Here is a 19,234-nt window from a genome sequence, read left to right as displayed (position 1 = left end):
GTCCGCTAAATTTCTAAAAACTTAAATTACGCTTTACTAGCCGTGATGTACGAGCGAGGCGAGTACAGCCGTGCGGTAGCCTACCCTCTACTTATTACAAGCGCGAAGCGCATCTACCGGAAATTGAACGAAGTAAAATTTCGTCTACATTAAGCTCCGTACTGACGGTGTAACAACCGCAGCGTTTTCAGCTTTTTACCCTTATCGTCGTAAATAGAGATCAGGTATAAACCATCCGGTAGCCCTTCCACGTCATAGCCATTTTTACCGTCAGGACGATCAAATTTACGGAGGCGGTTGCCGAGGGTATTAGAGACTTCAATCCGCCCAAGCTTAGTACCTGGAGGAGCTTCGACGAAGAAGCGGCTCTCCTGGGTTGGATTGGGAAAAAGGCGGACGGAGGTTGGTGTCGGTCGCGCATCATCGTTACCTCCGGAGACATTTGAGCCGTGAATCCCGGAAGTGGAAGCGGACCGCTTTACGATTTCGGAAGTAACAATAGCCTTTCCGAGAAGCTGTCGGGGATCGTTAAGGTCTGAGAACTGAACCTCTACCCTCCCGTCTCCGGCAATACCAAATGGTTGTAATACTACTTGAAACGTAGCCGAGGCACCAGGATCAAGGTTTATTGTATTATCCGCTGTATTCGTATCAGATATAACGTAAGGGTTACTACGTCTCTGACTGTTAAACGTGCCATACTTCCATTCGGAAGGCTTACCAATTATGACCTGCTTGCCGGTGAGCAGCATCGATCGTGGGGAATCATTGGTCACCGTTATCGTGGTGATGTCCTGGTAACCATCGTCGAGATCATCCACAACTACATCCTTTACCACCGTGGCTGGTTCCACACGTAAAGCACTACGCTGAGCGAAGCTGCAAATACTCAGGGCCATAAGTAGTAAGAGTAGATGTACTTTCATAGTAAAGTTTCTGGGAGACCGTTTTACTTGTAACCGGAGAACAAAGGTAAGGTTAACAAAGATGGCACAATAATATGAGGTATAGAGAAAAAAAGTCACGACATATGAAAAAATTTAACCTTTGAAGGCCATTAAATTAAGCCATCCGGGCGCAACTTCTCCATTTCGGTGCTTAGTTACCAGGTAACTTCAGTCATGTCCTACCCTAAAAAAGTGGTTATGGCAGGATATTTCGCTGAAAGGCGATCATGCCTGTGAGGGTTCCTCTGGCGCGGGTATTTAAAAACCCGCCAAACCTTTTTTACCTTTGCCGCCTATGAAAGTGTCCCTCAACTGGCTCCGCCAGTATTTAGCAATTGATATCGAACCAACAGCCATCGGCAAAGTACTTACCGGCACTGGGCTGGAGGTAGAAGGCATGGAAAAAGTTGAGTCCGTTCCCGGCGGTCTTGCAGGTGTGGTCGTTGGCCATGTACTGGAGTGTGGAAAGCATCCCGGGGCAGATCGCCTGTCCTTAACAAAGGTCGATACCGGAGCGGGCGAGCCCGTCTCCATCGTCTGTGGAGCACCAAACGTTGCCGCCGGCCAACACGTAGTAGTAGCTACCGTCGGTGCTATGTTGCACCCAATGAGCGGCGATCCCTTCAAAATCAAAAAAGGCAAGATCCGGGGAGAAGTTTCTGAAGGAATGCTTTGTGCGGAAGACGAACTCGGGTTGGGCGAAAGCCACGACGGCATCATCGTTTTGGACAAACCATTTAAGCCCGGCACTCCCGCCGCTGAAGTTTACGAGCTTGAAGAAGACTACGTTTACGATATTGGCCTGACCCCCAATCGCTCCGACGCGACCAACCACCTGGGTGTGGCCTTTGACCTGGCGGCGGCGCTCAACGTTAATCACGATAAAAGTGTGGCGGTTCAACGGCCCGACATCAGTGCCTTCAATGCAGGTAGTCGTACACCGGTAAAAGTCACCGTAAAGGACCCAACCCAGGCACCACGCTACGCGGGCCTGACCATTGAGAACCTGACCGTGGCCCCCAGCCCTAAGTGGCTCCGGACCCGGCTACAGGCCATCGGCGTGCGGCCGATCAATAATGTAGTAGACGTTACCAACTTCGTTCTGCACGAACTTGGCCAACCACTGCACGCCTTCGATTTGGACAAAATCGGTGGCGGTGAGATCGTTGTGGAAAAGCTTCCGGAAGGAACAAAATTCCTCAGCCTCGACGACGTCGAGCGCTCCCTCAGCGCTGACGACCTGATGATCTGCGATGCCAACCATCAGCCAATGTGTATCGCCGGAGTATTCGGCGGTGCGAATAGTGGCGTGAGTGAGGGCACCACAAAAATTTTCCTCGAAGCGGCACATTTCGAAGCGGGAACTACCCGGCGCAGCAGCATGCGCCACACCCTGCGGACCGATGCCGCGCGAGTATTCGAAAAGGGCAGCGACCCCAACATCACGGTCTACGCCCTTAAGCGGGCCGCACTCCTGCTGGAAGAACTGGCCGGTGGTGAAGTAACCAGCGAGTTGCTCGACCTGTACCCTAACCCGGTTAAACCGCTGGAGATTAAGGTCCGTGATCAACGGGTGGTGGATGTAATTGGTGCTGATTTGGCGCGGCCGCAGGTGCAAAGCATCTTGAAAAGCATGGGAATGAACATCGTTAGCAACGATGACGACGGCTTCGTCGTGGCAGTCCCGACCAACAAGTCCGAAGTCCTCCGGGAGATCGACATAATTGAAGAAATTCTCCGCATCTACGGTTTCGACAATGTTCCGATTCCGCAGATGATTACCACGGCGATGATCGTTGCTCCGAACCCGGATCCCAACTACATCCGCGAACTAATTGGCGACCTCCTGGCCACCAATGGTTACTACGAAATGATGGCGCTGTCCCTCGACGAAAGCCGGTTCTACGGCGAAGTGGAAAAAGACAAGCAAATGGAAGGGTTGGTGTACATCAACAACACCTCCAACGTTCACCTCAACGTCATGCGCCCGGGAATGCTACAAAGCGCCCTCGGCACCGTAGCCCACAACCTGAACCGCCAGCAAAATGACCTGCGGCTCTTCGAATTTGGCAGAAGCTATCATTTAGAAGGCGAGCAGTACAAAGAAGTTAACCACCTGACCCTGACCCTAACCGGTCAGCAGAAAGCGGAGACCTGGCACCCTACCCCGAAGGGGAAGAACGAAGTTGGGTTTTACACCGTGAAGGCAGCCGTTGAGCTCGTCTTCCGGCGGCTTGGCATTACCGGTTACCGGACCGACGAGGCACCGGCTGATGAATTCAGCTACGGTCTGCGTTACCACAAAGGGCCAATGGTTTTAGCTGACTTTGGCCAGGTCCTTCCCCTGCACCTGCGTGCCCGCCAAATAAAATCTGATGTCTTCTACGCCGACATCAACTGGGACAACGTCCTGAAGGTGCTTCCTAAAAAGCCCGTTCAGGTTTCCACGCCGGGTAAATACCCCTCGGTCCGCCGTGACCTCGCGCTTATCCTCGATAAGCAAGTCAGCTTTGCCGATATCGAACGGCTCGCCCGGAAAGCCGAGAAAAAACTCCTTACCGACATCAATCTGTTCGACGTTTATGAAAACGAAGAACAACTCGGTGCGGGTAAGAAAAGTTACGCCGTCAGCTTCCAGCTGGAAAGCGACGAACAAACCCTCAAGGACAAACAGGTAGACAAAGTCATGTCTTCCATAGAAGGCAGCCTCAGTAAACAATTGGGAGCTGAAGTACGCCGATAACACGTTACAGGTTGCACGTTACAGGTTGCAAGTTGCAGGTTGCAAGTTGCAAGTTGCAAGTTGCAAGTTAGCATACGCTAAAGACGGCCATGGACGTTAGGAAACCTTGTAGTATCTTGCGACCTGCAACTTGTAATCTGCGATTCACCATTTGTATTACATGCAATTTGCAACCTGTAACCTTCAACATGATATGGAACCTCTAGCCTTACTAGATGGTCTGGAAATAAAACTCCGGCAATTGAACGCCTCCGCTGATCGCCAACGGGCGGACTACGAGCGCGTGCTTGCCGAAAATCAACAACTCAAGCAAGTGCTCGATCGCCAAACCGGCATCGTGAACTCGCTGAAGGATAAATTAGAACGCAGTCAGCCCGCAGCTAAAGCTGAAACGGATACGGATACCCCTTCTGGTGGTGCCGCCATCAGTAAACAGCAGCGGGAGACCATCGAATTCTGCCTCCGTGAGGTAGACCGATGCCTGGACTGGCTGCAACGGAATTAGCATTATGGCAGAATCCGCCCAGGATAGCAATCCCATCATCTTGGTCATCGCCGGCCGACCTTACCCATTGCGCATCGCCGCTCGGGAAGAGGAGGGCCTGCGTGCACTCGTCAAGGAAATCAACGAACGATTCAATGATTTTCAAGTCAAGTACTCAGACCGCGACAAACAGGACTGCCTGGTTATGACGCTGTTAACTTATGCTGATGAGCTCCGCAGTGCCCGTAAAATGGCTGATACCAGCCTCGAGGGAGAGCTGGCCCACCGTCTGCAGGCGTTGAATACGCTGGTGGACGGTATGCTGTAGAGAAAATTTATCCTCGTGGGCCGTTTCTGCAGCCCCACTGATTGTTGATTGTTTGTAGCGCCGATGCTGTCGGCACCTTATCTGTACTGCGGCAATAACCGACAGTGCAATTTCTTTCATCTACACAATCACAACTACAATGGAATACATTTTAGGACTTGTCGGTTTGGTACTGGGCGTTGTCGTCATGTACTTTGTCGGAGCTGGCCAGCGCAAAAAATTGCAGGATGGCAACACCAAGCAAGACCAAAGTTATAAGCTGGTAGCGGAGAAGGCTATTGCCGATGCTAAATTAAAAGCTGAAAAAACGGTTTCCGAAGCCAAGCTGAAAGCTGAAAAAACCTTTGCGGAATTTAAGGAGAAGCAAGAGGCTTTCAAGAAAGAGAAGATCAAGGAAAGCCGGGATAAGTTCCAAAAATTCAAGGACGAGTTCAAGCAAGAAAAAGCGGACGAACTGGTTGAGCTGAAAGAAAAGCGGGAAGCCCTGCGGGAAGAAGCTACGGCCATGAAGGAAGAGCGGGCCGGATTCAATTCCGAGCGCGCAGACATTGCCCGAGAGCAGAAAGCCCTGGTTCAGGAGGAGCAGAAACTTAATGAACGGACTAAGCTACTCGATCAGGAACTGGCCCTCGCCAAGCAAAAGCAAGAAGAGCTGGAAAGCCAGCACGAGCGCTTCACCAACGAGTTGGAAAAAATTGCCGGCCTCAGCCAGGCTGACGCCAAGACCCGACTGCTGGAAGACGTAAAGAACAAGACGGCCAACGAAGCCCTGAACCTCAAACGGGAACTCCTGGAAGAAGCGCGGGAAGAAGCGGCTAAGGATGCCCGTAAGATTGTCATCAACACCATCCAACGGATGTGTGCTGAGATGACCATTGAAAACACCGTTTCCGTATTTGCGCTTGACAACGACAACGTTAAAGGCCAGATCATCGGTCGGGAAGGCCGGAACATCCGGGCCATCGAAGCAGCAACCGGTGCAGAACTTGTGGTAGACGACACACCGGAGACGATCATTATCTCCAGTTTTGATCCGATCCGCCGGGAGATTGCCCGCTTGTCGCTGAAGCGTTTGGTCACCGACGGTCGTATCCACCCAGCTCGTGTAGAGGAAGTGGTGAATAAGACCCGCAAAGAGCTGACGCAGCAGATCATGGAAATCGGTAAGAAGACGGTGGTGGAGTTGGACATTCATGGCTTGCCAACTGAACTCGTCCGCTACGTCGGCCGTATGCGCTTCCGGAGCAGCTACGGTCAGAACCTATTGAAGCACTCTGTGGAAACTGCTCACCTCTGTGCCACCATGGCGGCCGAGATGGGCCTCAACAAAAAGCAGATCAAGCTGGCCAAGCGCGCCGGTTTGCTGCACGACATCGGCAAAGTAGCGGAGGAAGACAGCGAACTGAGCCACGCCCTGTACGGCATGGCCTTGTGTGAGAAGCTTAAGGAAGATGCCATCGTGGTCAACGCGGTAGGTGCTCACCACGACGAGATCGAGATGAACAACATCATCTCCTGCATCGTACAGGCGTGTGACGCCATCAGCGGCGCCCGGCCGGGCGCCCGGCGGGAAGTGCTGGACGGCTACATCAACCGGATCAAAGAACTGGAAGAGATTGCCAAGAAGAACCCCGGCGTCGAATCTGCTTTTGCCATGCAGGCCGGTCGGGAACTTCGCGTTATGGTGGAAGCCGACAAGGTATCCGATCAGCACGCGAACGAACTGAGCTTCAAAATCAGCCAGGAGATTCAGGAATCTATGCAGTACCCTGGCCAGATTAAGGTGATGGTGATTCGGGAGACGCGAGCGGTTAATTTCGCTCGCTAAGCGCGCGGTTTAGACGCTCGCTGCGCTCGCTTGTAGACGGTTGCTTCGCAACCTGGTAGACGCCTGCGGCTTGTAGACGCTTCGCTTGTAGGCTACCGCACGGTTCTGTTCGCTGCGCTCGTCTGAATCTCGATTCTCGATTTTGGAGTCTCGATTTTAGATTGGCTGCCGCACGGTTCTGCTCGCTGCGCTCGTGGGATAACCTAGTGGACCTGTCGGTGAAGTAGTATCTTGTAAGTAGTCTGATTTATCAACTTCACTATACATTTATCTTCCATGTCATCAGGTTACTTCCGCCAGCTTCTAATGCTCACATTTCTTGTGTTGAGTCCCCTTGTCTGTCTTTACGCTCAGGCGGATTATGCCGATAGTAAACTAGCCTACGGTAATCTCCCCGTCGGATTTTCCCATCATCTGCAAGTCGATAGTAGCCGGGTTTACCGCCGCGTCCAGGACTATACAGAACGGCTGCAGTACCGGGAACTACCCGTCAGCCGCTGGTACCCCGCCCAGGCGGAGGCGGCAAAGCGCATGCAAATTGGTGACTACCTGCAAGTGCTTAAGGAGGAAGAGGAATGGGAAAATTTACCAAATGCTTTCGTGCTTGACTGGTTCAACTATCCACGGAACGCGGTTACTGAAAAAAACAGTACTTACGCCACTCAGGCGTTTGCCGATGCGGTCCCCAAGGCGGGAAATTATCCAGTAGTGCTCTATGCCCCCAGTTTCCGAGCCTCCTCCAGCGAGAATTTTATGCTTTGTGAATACCTGGCCAGCCACGGCTACCTGGTACTCTCTATCCCTTCCCGAGGACCTGGCAGTATAATGCCAACGGGGGGAACGGCGGAGTTCGCTGGTGCACAACAACGCGACCTTGAATACCTGTTTGGCTATGCAGGAAGGCTCGCGCAGGCAGATTTGGATCGTGTATACACCATCGGATTCAGCTTCGGAGGACTCGCTAATATCCCGTTCGCCATGAACAACCGATTTATCGATGGAGTCATTAGCCTGGACGGAAGTATCAAGTACAACCTACCAGCTGCCACTGCTCTTCCACAGTTTGACCTGCTGCGTATGCGAGTGCCCTTTGTCCACTTTCGACAGAAGACCATACCCGAAAAGGTCATTCAGGAAGATGGCATCGATGATTCAACCGCCGAACAATTCGCTTTCCTTGATTCTCTTCGCGGGGTACCGGCCTACGAGTTCAATTCGCCTAACCTTACCCATGGACATTTTGCGAGCTACGGCATACTGTTTGAGCCTCGGGATGATCGACAGGACCGCCCCGCACCCCTCATCCTTAGTTCCTACGCCAGGCTGTGTGAGGCAGTGCTGCACACTTTACACGCTATGGAATCCTACAAAGCTACCGGTGTCTGGGATGCCGAAGCATATGAAAACTTAATATTTAATACCAACCACCCGTTGCTTAGAAAAACTGATGGCCAAAAGCTTCCATCTGTTACCGTCAATTATTTCTTTGACGCAGTACGCACTGCCGGTTTTGGAAAAATGGACAGCGTCTACAATACTTTTTTAGAATTGGACCCGACATTCACCATTCCCCAATTACCCCTGAATAAGATTGGTTTACAACTCGGCCTGAGTGATAAAGATGACTTACGAAAGGCTGGTATCGAGGTACTTGATTTTGCCGTCCAGCGCTATCCTGATTCTGCGAATCTCCATGATAGCTTAGCTACTTTATGCCAATACCAGGGGCTGAAAGACCGGGCCATTTATCATTTCAAAAAATCTTTAGCGTTATTTCCTGGAAATGAAAACGCTAAAAATCAGCTGCGTAGGTTAGGGGCGTACTAACGAATTTGGTTAAAGAGCACGCCCTTGAGCCTGAGGCCATCGGAGGAAGCTGGAGACTGGTTCATTACAGACAAAGGCAGCGACATTTACCTTACTACAATCCTGCTTCCGAACAGTACCGCATCAGCTACCACTGTAAGGTGGTACATGCCCGCCGGCACATCAGCGAGTTCTACATCAAATTGTCCCTGGCCTCCGGGAATTTGCTGGGAGATTAACTGCTGTCCGTTAACCGCATGTAATAACAGGGTTTTATTTTCTGCGGAGATCGGTATCTTGACGGTTACTCTATCGCTGGCAGGGTTAGGAAATACGGCTAATTCAACTCGCCTTGCATCCTGCGTGCCCGTCAAATTAAATTCTAAGGGCCAGCCCATATCGGCAAAAATACCCAGCGTTACTGGTCCGGGATCATGTACGGCCTCTCCGGCCGATAAAAATGGTGTCATGAGGGCATTTTCGTCACCGGCCCGGTAAGTAGCTTCGTTGAGGTGGCTAACGCTGCTTCCTACGTCAAAAGTACCTGGTGCAAAAAGTGGTACAACACTACCATTGTTTTCTCGTACCGCCAAAGGTCCATTGAAAACCAGATCATTATTTGCAACGGCCATCAGGAGCTCATCAGAAGGATTCGTAAAAAGGCCAGGGTCCGTAAGTGGCAGGCCCGATTCGGTTTCCAGAAACAGATCGTAAATAATGAATCTGCCACCGAAACCAATGGATAGCTGATTTTCGTTGATGGTGTCTACACTGGAAAGGAAACCGAGCCCATGGCCCAGCTCGTGCAGCATTACCGACACCAGATCGATCTGCCTTCTGGGCGTATTACCATCTATCCCGAAATACCAGTTAGCCGTTGAGTTGGCATTTACATTGATGTCTGCATCTTGCGGATCATTTAAATCCACACCAGAAATCGCTTCTGCCAGCGCAACGGGATACCAGGTATTTGTTTCTGCCCCTTCGAATCCACGAAAAAGTGTTGCCGGCCCCGCACTGGCCAGCAGGCGATCATCGTCGCGATCCTGCCAATCAATGTTCACCCGAACGTTAACGTCAGAGTCGAGGTAACTCCCCCATACATTGGCAGCGAAACGCATCGCAGCCTGGGCTACTGCCGGCACGTCTTCGCTGAAAATAAGATCAAATTGCGTTTTCACCTCCGCACTTCCATTGAGAAAGGCTACGGGTGCGGCCCAGTAGGCATTGGCTGCAGTATCCCGCATAGCGCAAGTAATACCATAACCGAGGCTATCGGTCTGGCCGGACAAAAACGCCAGCCCGGGTAGAAAAAAAATGGTCAGAAGAAGGGAACGCAGCATAGTCCGGAGTTATACCACAATAAGGTAACTCCATTGTTGCTTGTTCTACTGTGATTCACACAAAATTGTCGTGCCCCGGCAGAAATCGTACGGACAAAGTCACTAAAGCATCTGGTAATCAGGTGCAAAAAGAATGGGGAAAACGGATTAAGTCCGTTTTCCCCATTTTCGTAAACAGCCTATAAAACAAAACTACTAGTGAGAATAAAGTGAGGCTGTAGAATCTTTCATCATCAAAACTGAAGTTAAAACGGCAGGGGGGACAAGAACGCTGCTTTGAGTTAAAAAAAGTTTTTTGCCCGTGCGAAATTTGACTTTAGTCTTACGAAAAACCTAATGGATTATAGTCTAATACTACGCGCTAAGCGGAGAACGCCGCACGCAATAACGCCACGTACATCCGCCGTGCCGCCTCGATCTCTTCAACGTAGATGAACTCATCAGCCGTGTGGCTCCGCGCACTATCCCCCGGTCCCAGTTTCAGGGTGGGAAAAGGCATCAACGCCTGGTCACTCAGGGTGGGAGAACCGTAGATTTTCGCTTCCGGGCGGACCTTTTGCCCGGCCCGAACTAACGAATGATTAAGTGGAATTCCGCTGGACTGCAGCCGCAGGCTGCGGGCTTTGAGATCCGCAGACGAGCAAACCGCCTGCAGTTCCGCCACCGCTTCTTCATTACGGTAAGCCTCGTTGACCCGCAGGTCAATCAGGAAGGTAGCCCGGTCGGGCACCACGTTGTGCTGTGTCCCCGAATTCAGCACGGTTACATTGGCGCTGGTTGGTCCCAGCAAATCACTCGGCCGGGTAAAGACATGGTTACGGATGGCTTGAATATCGTCGAGGGCCAGGTACAGCGCATTCACCCCTTCTTTGCGGGCAGCGTGCCCGCTGACACCCTGACATTCCCCGTCGATGACAACCAGACCACGTTCAGCTACGGCCAGATCCAGCAAGGTTGGCTCACCAACAATGCCCGCATCAATGTGACCGAGAAGCGGTAACAATGCAGCAATACCATTGGGACCGGAAATTTCTTCTTCCGCCGTGGCCGCAAGAATAAGATTGCAACCAAACTTCTGGTCGTTTTCCAAGGCAACGAAGGTGGAGATCAGGGATACGAGGGCACCGCCGGCATCGTTACTCCCCAAGCCGTACAACTTACCGTCAACGACTTCCGCGTGGTGCGGGTCCCGGGTATAGCCGGCAGCGGGCTTGACCGTATCGTGGTGAGAATTCAGTAAGATCACCGGCTGACCTTCCCGCCAGTTTCTGCTGCGGAGCCATACGTTGTTGAGGTGTCGGGTTGGGATAAGTCCACGGTCCTTAAGGAAGGCTTCGATCAGGTCAGCCGTGTCGCTTTCCTGGCGGGACAGCGAGGGGGTCGAGATTAGGGATTTCAGGAGGTCCAGGTACATGGGCTAAAGTTACTGCATCTCCTCCCTGGGCTCCACATAGTAAACAATGTAAATATCCCGCTTACCCAGCCCGTCCTTACGATCACTGGCCAGAAAGCCGGTGAAAGTATCGCCAGCTAGCCGGAAGTGCGTATCGTCGCCCGCTGAATTGAGGGGCATACCGGCATTTTCGGGAATGGTAAACTGGTTCTCTGTACCGAGGACCCGGAAGGTCCGGACAACATCGAAACCACCGACACTGTGCTCGGGATCATTGCTGCTGAAGTAAACGGTCCGGCCGTCACGTGCGATGAAGGGGCAGATTTCGTCGTAGGGGCCGTTGACGTTGGGGCCCAGGTTAACGGGCGGGCCGAAGCGCCCGCCGGGCAGGCGAGCCATCCGGTACAGGTCCTGTCCGCCATAGCCACCCGGGCGACTACTGGCAAAGTAAACCCCATCGGCTGCTCCGAAGAAGGGCGTCATATCCCCCTGCCGACTGTCGATGGGTACACCGGCGTCCAGGGTCACCAGTTCGTTATTACCGTTAGCCCGGAAGGTATCCACGAGGTACCGGCCTTCAGTAGCCGAATTGCCCCGGTAGTAGAACAGCTTCTGTCCATCAGGGCTGATGTCCACCAGGCTTTCTTGTGCCGTAGTATTAATGAAAGGATTCAACGAAGTCGGTGTCGCCCAGCCCGAAGCTGCGTTGGTGCTCACCACGATATCACTTTGTACCCTTCCGGTGGCGATCTCGGGACGCACCAGGCTGAAGTACAATCGTCCGGATCCCTGAGGGCTGGGCACCGGCCCGAATTCATCATTTTCGGTATTCACGCGTGGGCCCATGTTCTCCGTCACCATCTCGTCCGTTACGAATCCTGCACGAATGCCGTTGTCGACGTTACGCAACAGATTGACCACGGTTCTCCGCTCCGGCCCATCAGAATTCAGGCTGCGGAGGTAACGTTTGTACTCCGTTGCGGCCCTGGTAAACTGGTGCTGTGTATGGTAAATCCTACCCAGGTAAAACCAGATCAGGGGAAAATCATCTTTCTCCCGTTCCGCCAGTGCCAGCAAGCCGGCTTCGGCCGCCAGCAGGTCGTTGGCATGAAACTGGCTTACGCTCAATAACAGGGAGGCTTCCGTGTCCCCTTCGATGCCTTTGATGGTTTGTAGCGTTCGGACAGCGCCGGTGTAGTCTCCGGTGGTGAACTCGCGGTTGGCGCGGTCTAGTTTGTCCTTGCGCTGGGCGGTTAGGAGAAAGGGGAGAAAGGTTAAGAGGAGTAAGGGAAAAAGGAGACGTATTACATCATCACAAACGTAACCGGCAATTCGCCTTTTACCTAAGGTCTTAGTACTTACGATTTCCTTTTCTCCTTTCATCCTTTTACCTTTAAACGTCCGTCCTGTTCTTATCAAAAGCTTCCAGGTAATCCCCTACCCTGCGCAGGAAGCTACCACCCAGCATACCGTCGACCACCCGGTGATCATAGCTGAGGGACATAAACATCAGTTGGCGAATGGCGATCAGGTCGCCGTATTCCGTCTCTACCACGGCGGGCTTCTTACGGATGGCCCCGACGGCCATAATGGCGACCTGTGGCTGGTTGATAATGGGGGTGCCCATCACGTTACCGAAGGTACCGACGTTGGTCAGCGTAAAGGTGCCTCCCTGAATATCTTCCGGTTTCAGCTTGTTTGCGCGGGCGCGGTTGGCTAGGTCGTTTACTGACTTGGCGAGCCCGGTGAGGTTGAGTTGGTCGGCGTTCTTGATCACGGGTACGATGAGTGCGCCGGTTGGCAGGGCGGCAGCCATGCCGATGTTGATGTTCTGCTTTCTGATGATGTTGGTTCCCTCGACAGAAACGTTGATCATCGGAAAGTCCCGGATGGCCTTGGCGACGGCTTCGATGAAGATCGGGGTAAAGGTGATCTTCTCACCGTACTGCTTCTGGAAGCGATCCTTTGTTGCGTTGCGCCAATCGACAATGTCCGTCACGTCCACTTCGATAAAACTGGTCACGTGGGGGCTGGTCTGCTTCGACATCACCATGTGGTCAGCGATGAGCTTACGCATGCGGCCCATTTCGATGATCTCGTCGGCTCCGCTGGCGGCGGAAGTTGCAGGGGTTGCAATTGTTGCGGGCGTGGCAGGAGGCGAAGTCGTTGCGTTCTTTGCCGTACCGTTGATGAAGCTGTTGTCCCGCCGTTTCAGGTAGGCCAGCATATCCGATTTGTTGACCCGTCCGTTCATGCCGGAACCGGGAATCTGGTCCAATTCGGCTTGGCTGATGTGTTCGGCTTTGGCCATCGTTCGCACCAATGGGGAGTAAAAACGATCGGAGGAAGAAGTATTTACTTGCCCTACAGACTCCCTGACTCCCTGGCTCCCTGACTCCCTGACTGTTTGACTAGCAAGGGGCGCGGTCGCAGGTGCAGGCGGAGGTGTAGGAGCAGCGGGAGCCGGGGCGGCAGCTGGTGCATCGCTGACGGCAGCGCCGGTCGCGGGGCTGTCAGCAACCGTGGCGCCAGCCTCGGTTTCAATGATCGCAATCACTTCACCTACGGCCACGGTAGCATCTACCTGGAACAGAATCTTGCTGATCGTTCCGTCTACTGGAGAGGGTACTTCACTGTCGACCTTGTCCGTCGCGATCTCCAGGATCGTATCGTCTACTTCCACGGTATCACCTACCTGCTTCACCCAGTTAAGGATCGTTGCTTCGATAATACTCTCGCCCATTTTGGGCATGATGAGCTCTACTTGAGCCATGTGTTGTTGGTTTTTGTCTTGGTTCGGGGCTGGTTAGGCCTGATTTGGTTGGGTACGCAAAATTACGCTTTTTATGGGGGATGCGCGGCCGGCTGTCCCCTTTTCCTCAAAGCTGTCGGACGAACATTTGAAAACTGTCGCTGCGCGACTGCTTTCAAAAGAATATGCTTGACAGTACTTCGTGCCCGTCAGGCAGCCAGCTTACGCTAACGCTTCACAAAAGAAACGACCTCACTACCAAATTTTCCAGACACCACTCCCGCGTAAGCCCCCGGGGGCAAAGCAGATAAATTGATTTTCACCTCAGATTGCCGGTAAATTTCAGTACTTGCCATCTCAACGCCCAGCATACTGAATATTCTCACCCGAACCAGGTTGTATTCCTGGTTAAGTGTCAGGGTCAACTCATCATTGACGGGGTTCGGAAAAGCAGATTTTACAATGCGTCCCCTCCATTCAGCTCCCCGTACGCCATCCGGAATACAAGCACCCATTTGACTGGCGAAGTAAGTGGCCATATTGGTCATCCGGAACCAGTACCGGTCCAATGCGTGGCAGCCTAAATTAGGATCTGCCTGTTGAATGCAATTGAAATTGTTACTGCTTTGGTCGTAGAAGTACTCAGTCGTTGATACGCCACGGACTTCCATCGTATCAATCAGCCGTTTAACGCCAAGCGAACCGTACGTTAGGGGGCGGTTGATGATGTATCCGCAGTTAAAAGGAAACCCCAGGAAGCAATTTACGAAACCGCTCAGCAGCCGGGTATGGCCGATCGGCACCACCAGGTCACAAGGCTGATGGTACATATAGAGTGCAGGTGCTGATGTTTTATGTGTCTTCAGGATATTATTGAAAACGCCGCCGTAGATGTTCCCTACACCACGAACCTCATAATCCTGGATAAGTGGAAGGTTCAGGTCTCCGGAGTAACTACCCAGTGCCGGCCGGCTCAGATCCATACTGTCGATACTTTCTGCCAGTTCATATCTTCTGATACAAGTATTTTCGTAACGAACGTTGGGCTTGGGCGCATCCGGGTAGGCTGCCACAAGGTCCGTCAGCACTTCCGACTCATCATCGATGAAACCGACCCCCATAGCCACGAAACCGCCAGCGCTCTCCCCCACTACGAAGACGTTACTCGGGGCGATCTGGTATTGTCCTGCATTATTGATCAGGTAGCGAATTGCGCCGTTTACATCCTGGACTCCACGGTGATTGGCCCGATAGAATTCACTGGAATCGGTCATATTGAAGCAATTCCAGCCATCAACATTACAGTTAATATCCCGGTCAGTATGAAACTGCCCTAACCGGTAATTCACCGAGGCGGTTACGTAACCCCGCTTGGCAAAATCCTGCCGTAGCCTTTTTGGATACCCTTCGTTCTTGTCACCGGCAAACCAGCCACCTCCGTGAACAATGACCATTAATGGCCGTCCGCATCCCGGAGGAACATCATCTATCGGATAGGAAACATCCAATTTAAGGGTGTCCTCGTAGCCCGCGAAGGTTGTCGCTGTGCCGTAGGTAACGTCAAACTCCGACTGAATTTGGTAAGTGGTATCGACCCAGGGTTGGGCGGACAAAGTCCCGCAGGCAGCACATAGGACGAATAAAAGCAGCTGTTTCATTTCGGTATGTTTTGGTGCTGAAAGGTGATTAAATCAATAACGTTGAAAACACTCATTAGGGGATTGAGCGCAGTTAAAGTTAGTCCTTTGCTCCGCTAACCTTCCCCTGCACCTGCGACCACGCAAAAAAAAATGCCGGCTCTTACCAACAATTACCCCTTAGTTGCGATTAAGAGATGTCTACTCCTACAATTGTCATACATTCGATTAACCTAACCAAATAGCACAAATGTTAAGATTACTCCTCCTGCTGGCCCTCTTCGCCAGCTCTCCCCTGGTCTACGCCCAGGAAAACGACGCTCCGACGGAAGAAGAAGCCGAAGAAAAAGAAGAGAAAAAAGAAAAGAAAGACCCCTACAAAGAGCTCCTCAAGGACGCTGAGGTCCAGGAAGGTCTTTTCGACGTTATCAGTAAAGACGGTAAGCTGATGTTCGAGCTTCCGATCGCGCTGCTCGACGAAGAGATCCTGATCGTAAGCCGGATCAAAGGCTTCGTTAAGGGGCTGAACTTTGGCGGTGCCGGTACCAAAAGCCGGCCGCAACAAGTCGTCCGCTGGCAAAAACACGGTAAAAAAATTCTGCTGCGCAGCGTTAGTTACAACAGTGTTGCCAACGCCGATGAACCAGTTTACGAGTCCGTTCGAAACAACAATTTCGAGCCAATCGTCGCCGCTTTCGACATCAAGGCCTACGGTAAGGACAGTATGTCCGTTGTTGCCGACGTCACCTCTTTCTTCACCACCGACGTAGAAATGATCGGTGCGATGGGCGACTCCCAGCGGAAGAACTTCGGTATTAAAGGACTCGACAAGTCCCGGAGCATGATCATGTCTACCAAGGCTTTCCCCAGCAATGTGGAGGTTCGCCACGTACTCACCTATAACGGTAGTAAACTGCCGGACAACCAGGTGACGGGGACGTTGTCGGTAGAAATGAACCAAAGTTTCATCCTCCTGCCCGCGGAGCCGATGCGCCCGCGCGCCTTCGACGCCCGCGTCAACTACTTCAGCATTCGCCAGACCAACTACAGTGCCGACGCTCAGCGCGCCGAGCAGCAACGGTTCATTACCCGCTGGCGTCTCGAACCCGTTGATATGGAAGCGTGGAAACGCGGAGAACTGGTCGACGTGAAGAAGCCCATTGTCTACTACATTGACCCCGCAACACCAGAAGATTGGGCCCCCTACATCGCCCAGGGCGTTGACGACTGGGCCAAGGTCTTCGAATCGATCGGCCTGAAGAACGCCATCATGAGCAAACGCGCGCCGACCAAAGCCGAAGATCCTGATTGGAGTCCGGAAGACGTTCGCTACAGCGTCATCCGCTACGTAACTACCGACATCCAGAATGCCCAGGGCCCACACGTACACGACCCCCGCACTGGCGAGATCCTGGAATCAGACATCATCTGGTACCACAACGTGATGAACCTGCTGCGCAACTGGTACCTGATCCAGACCGCAGCGGTGAACCCGAAAGCCCGTACTCCTCAGTTCAAAAAAGAAGTGATGGGCGAGCTCATCCGCTTCGTATCTGCTCACGAAGTGGGTCACACCCTTGGCCTGCCCCACAATATGGGGAGCTCTCCCGCTTACACCGTTGCTCAGCTGCGTAGCCCCGGCTTCGTTCAGGAAAACGGAACGGCACCGAGTATCATGGATTACGCCCGCTTCAACTACGTGGCGCAGCCCGAAGACAAAGACGCTGGCCTGCACCCCAAGATCGGTCCGTACGATTACCACGCCATCGCCTACGGTTACAAGCCAATGCCCGAAGCCAGCAGCTGGGCGGCAGAACGGCCGATGCTGAACAAGATGATCAAGGAGAAGGCGAATGACCCGCGTTTCCGCTTCGGCGTTGCCGACCGCATCGACCCCAGTGCCCAGACGGAAGACCTTAGCGACGATGCCGTTTTGGCCTCTGACCTGGGCATTAAGAATCTGCAGCGCATCGTACCGAAGCTGAACGAATGGATGGCCGAGGAAGGGGAAGATTTCGACAACCTCGAAGAAGTCTACGACAACGTTATCGGTCAGCTGCGTCGGTACACCGGCCATGTGTCCAGCAACGTAGGCGGTGTTTACGGCTGGCAGCGAACGAGTGACGAGAACAAGGTGGTGTACGAAACGGTACCTGCCGCGAAGCAGAAGGCCGCCGTTGACTTCGTCAACCGCCAGATCTTCACTACGCCGGAGTGGTTGCTCGATCAAGCAATTCTTAGCCGGATCTCCGCTAGCGGAGTTGCCGACAAGATCGAAGGCCTCCAGGCTTCCGCTCTTCGCAACCTGATGAACACCGATCGCCTCAACCGGTTGGCAGAGCAGCAGGCTTTGAACATGAATGCCTATGGCCTGATGGACCTGATGAACGAGACCAAAGCTGGCGTCTTCACCGAAGCGAATACGAACTCGGCCTTCGGTCGTACACTGCAAGCCAATTACGTCGACGGTGTGGCTAGCTTGCTCAGCAATGACAAGGCGGATGCTGATGTGAAGGCGGCGGCTCGTGCCACGCTCACTGGTTTGCAGACGATGGTTCGGTCCATGGTTCGTTCCGGAGCTGCCGGGCAGAGCCTGGTCAGTGGCCACCAAATGGAATTGTCGCACAAAATCGACGTTGCCCTGAAGGGGATTGAGTCGATGATGGGAAAGGGGAAGTAAGTCGCTTCGCTCCGGTTGCAGGGGGTGCAGGGTCGCTTCGCTCCGGTTGCAGGGGGTGCAGCGTCGCTTCGCTCCTGTTGCAAGGGTTGCAGGGTTACAAACCTTATGCACTCCTTGATCTCCGCTTACCCTCCTGATAAATAATAACTGCCGGTGCTGGATGATCCAGTGCCGGCAGTATTATTTTACCGCCGGGTCTTTTTTGGCGCGGGCGCGGGTGCAATGAAAGGTTGTTAATCGCCAGCCCATTCACGGATATTTTCCTATCAGGCGGTTACACTTCTTCCAAGACCAACGGTGGTACAATTCGGCTACGGGCAATGCTGGCAAGCTGGTGGCCTTACCGAACGTCTCCAAGGTGCAGAGCACCTTTTTGCTTAATCAGGTAAAACGATCAACGGTGTTTCCCTTATCCTAATGGAAGCCGGCAACTGGCCCAGGAATGTCTTCTAACGTCACCGCTTCGCATAAAATCGATTCTACGCAACCGCTGGCCCCTTCGGGTGTTCCAATTGCAGCAACCTGCTTTCAGCAACTTGAATATCCCTTCATGGTCGAACACGGCGACCCCATCCTGCTTCCTTCCACATTGGCCAGCGCGGCGCACCGACGCGCCGAAGCACTGATCCCAACACCCTACGGTAATTTCCGGATGATCGCCTATTCTGATGATCCCGAAGCTTACGCACCCCACATCGCGCTGGTTCATCCTGACATGGATCCGGAAAGTGAAGTCATTGTCCGCATTCATTCCGAATGCATCACCGGAGATCTGTTTGGTTCCAAACGATGTGATTGTGGCGAACAACTCAACCGCGCGATGCGCATTGCTTCCGCTGGCAAAGGGATCGTGATTTATCTCCGTCAGGAAGGCAGGGGCATCGGCATCATCAACAAGCTGAAAGCCTACCAATTGCAAGACCAAGGGCTGGACACCATCGAAGCTAACCTCCACTTGGGTCTCGAGATAGACGACCGGCATTACGAAGTGGCTCAGGGGATGCTGCAGGATCTTGGTGTCAGCAAGATTCAATTGCTGACCAATAACCCGGAGAAGATGGAAGCCTTTGGGGAAGGACCGGTCGAGGTCGTCCGCAGATTACCCATCATCATCGATCCGGTGAAGGAGAATATGGGGTACCTGCATACTAAGGAGTTTAGTATGGGGCATTGGCTGAAGTAGACGGCCTACGGCCTTGGTAGATTGATAGGGCTACAGCAAGTAGATGCTCGCTTCGCTCGTATGCCATTGAGGCCATTTTGTTTCCTTGCTCCTTACCCATTGCGCTGCAC

The 19,234-nt window shown here is 52.9% G+C and carries 13 protein-coding genes; 7 read left to right on the top strand and 6 right to left on the bottom strand.

All coding sequences use genetic code 11. The features are described from left to right. Nucleotides 1-149 precede the first annotated feature (149 nt). On the bottom strand, nucleotides 150-926 hold the full coding sequence (locus tag B036_RS0114000) for a T9SS type A sorting domain-containing protein (protein ID WP_083926208.1): 777 nt from the start codon (nucleotides 924-926) through the stop codon (nucleotides 150-152). Between the two features lie 316 nt (nucleotides 927-1,242). Between B036_RS0114000 and pheT the strand changes: the two genes are divergently transcribed. The 5 genes from pheT to B036_RS0113975 all read left to right on the top strand — a co-directional run bounded on the left by pheT (nucleotide 1,243) and on the right by B036_RS0113975 (nucleotide 8,157). Further along, nucleotides 1,243-3,690 carry a phenylalanine--tRNA ligase subunit beta gene (gene pheT / locus B036_RS0113995; protein ID WP_020569350.1) on the top strand — a complete coding sequence of 816 codons (2,448 nt, stop codon included), beginning with the start codon at nucleotides 1,243-1,245 and terminating at the stop codon, nucleotides 3,688-3,690. A gap of 193 nt (nucleotides 3,691-3,883) precedes the next feature. Continuing rightward, nucleotides 3,884-4,195 carry a hypothetical protein gene (locus tag B036_RS0113990; RefSeq protein WP_157472161.1) on the top strand — a complete coding sequence of 104 codons (312 nt, stop codon included), beginning with the start codon at nucleotides 3,884-3,886 and terminating at the stop codon, nucleotides 4,193-4,195. Between the two features lie 4 nt (nucleotides 4,196-4,199). Further along, nucleotides 4,200-4,502: a cell division protein ZapA gene (locus B036_RS0113985; RefSeq protein WP_020569348.1), complete on the top strand. Its 303-nt coding sequence runs from the start codon at nucleotides 4,200-4,202 to the stop codon at nucleotides 4,500-4,502. A 139-nt stretch (nucleotides 4,503-4,641) separates the two neighbouring features. Next, nucleotides 4,642-6,330, top strand: coding sequence for a ribonuclease Y (gene rny / locus B036_RS0113980; protein ID WP_020569347.1), 1,689 nt, complete (start codon nucleotides 4,642-4,644; stop codon nucleotides 6,328-6,330). A gap of 306 nt (nucleotides 6,331-6,636) precedes the next feature. Continuing rightward, on the top strand, nucleotides 6,637-8,157 hold the full coding sequence (locus B036_RS0113975; protein ID WP_020569346.1) for a tetratricopeptide repeat protein: 1,521 nt from the start codon (nucleotides 6,637-6,639) through the stop codon (nucleotides 8,155-8,157). A gap of 86 nt (nucleotides 8,158-8,243) precedes the next feature. Here B036_RS0113975 and B036_RS0113970 read toward each other — a convergent pair whose 3' ends face one another. The 5 genes from B036_RS0113970 to B036_RS0113950 form a co-directional block, all read right to left on the bottom strand. Further along, nucleotides 8,244-9,479, bottom strand: coding sequence for a T9SS type A sorting domain-containing protein (locus tag B036_RS0113970; RefSeq protein ID WP_020569345.1), 1,236 nt, complete (start codon nucleotides 9,477-9,479; stop codon nucleotides 8,244-8,246). A 361-nt stretch (nucleotides 9,480-9,840) separates the two neighbouring features. Next, nucleotides 9,841-10,893, bottom strand: a complete 1,053-nt coding sequence (locus B036_RS0113965) for a M20/M25/M40 family metallo-hydrolase (RefSeq protein ID WP_020569344.1) — start codon at nucleotides 10,891-10,893, stop codon at nucleotides 9,841-9,843. A gap of 9 nt (nucleotides 10,894-10,902) precedes the next feature. Beyond that, nucleotides 10,903-12,255, bottom strand: a complete 1,353-nt coding sequence (locus B036_RS0113960) for a TolB-like translocation protein (protein ID WP_020569343.1) — start codon at nucleotides 12,253-12,255, stop codon at nucleotides 10,903-10,905. 10 nt (nucleotides 12,256-12,265) lie between these two features. After that, a complete protein-coding gene (locus B036_RS0113955; protein ID WP_020569342.1) occupies nucleotides 12,266-13,645 on the bottom strand; it encodes a dihydrolipoamide acetyltransferase family protein in 1,380 nt (459 codons plus the stop codon). 206 nt (nucleotides 13,646-13,851) lie between these two features. Beyond that, nucleotides 13,852-15,282 carry a carboxylesterase family protein gene (locus B036_RS0113950; RefSeq protein WP_020569341.1) on the bottom strand — a complete coding sequence of 477 codons (1,431 nt, stop codon included), beginning with the start codon at nucleotides 15,280-15,282 and terminating at the stop codon, nucleotides 13,852-13,854. Between the two features lie 229 nt (nucleotides 15,283-15,511). Here B036_RS0113950 and B036_RS0113945 point away from each other — a divergent pair, with 229 nt between their 5' ends. Further along, nucleotides 15,512-17,941, top strand: coding sequence for a zinc-dependent metalloprotease (locus B036_RS0113945; protein ID WP_020569340.1), 2,430 nt, complete (start codon nucleotides 15,512-15,514; stop codon nucleotides 17,939-17,941). Between the two features lie 442 nt (nucleotides 17,942-18,383). Further along, a complete protein-coding gene (ribA, locus tag B036_RS29385; RefSeq protein ID WP_020569339.1) occupies nucleotides 18,384-19,124 on the top strand; it encodes a GTP cyclohydrolase II in 741 nt (246 codons plus the stop codon). Nucleotides 19,125-19,234: the final 110 nt, after the last annotated feature.

Source organism: Neolewinella persica DSM 23188 (assembly GCF_000373105.1).
Classification (GTDB): Bacteria; Bacteroidota; Bacteroidia; order Chitinophagales; family Saprospiraceae; genus Neolewinella; species Neolewinella persica.
Note: the sequence above shows the minus strand (reverse complement) of the source record. Positions and strands in the feature narration are given on the sequence as shown.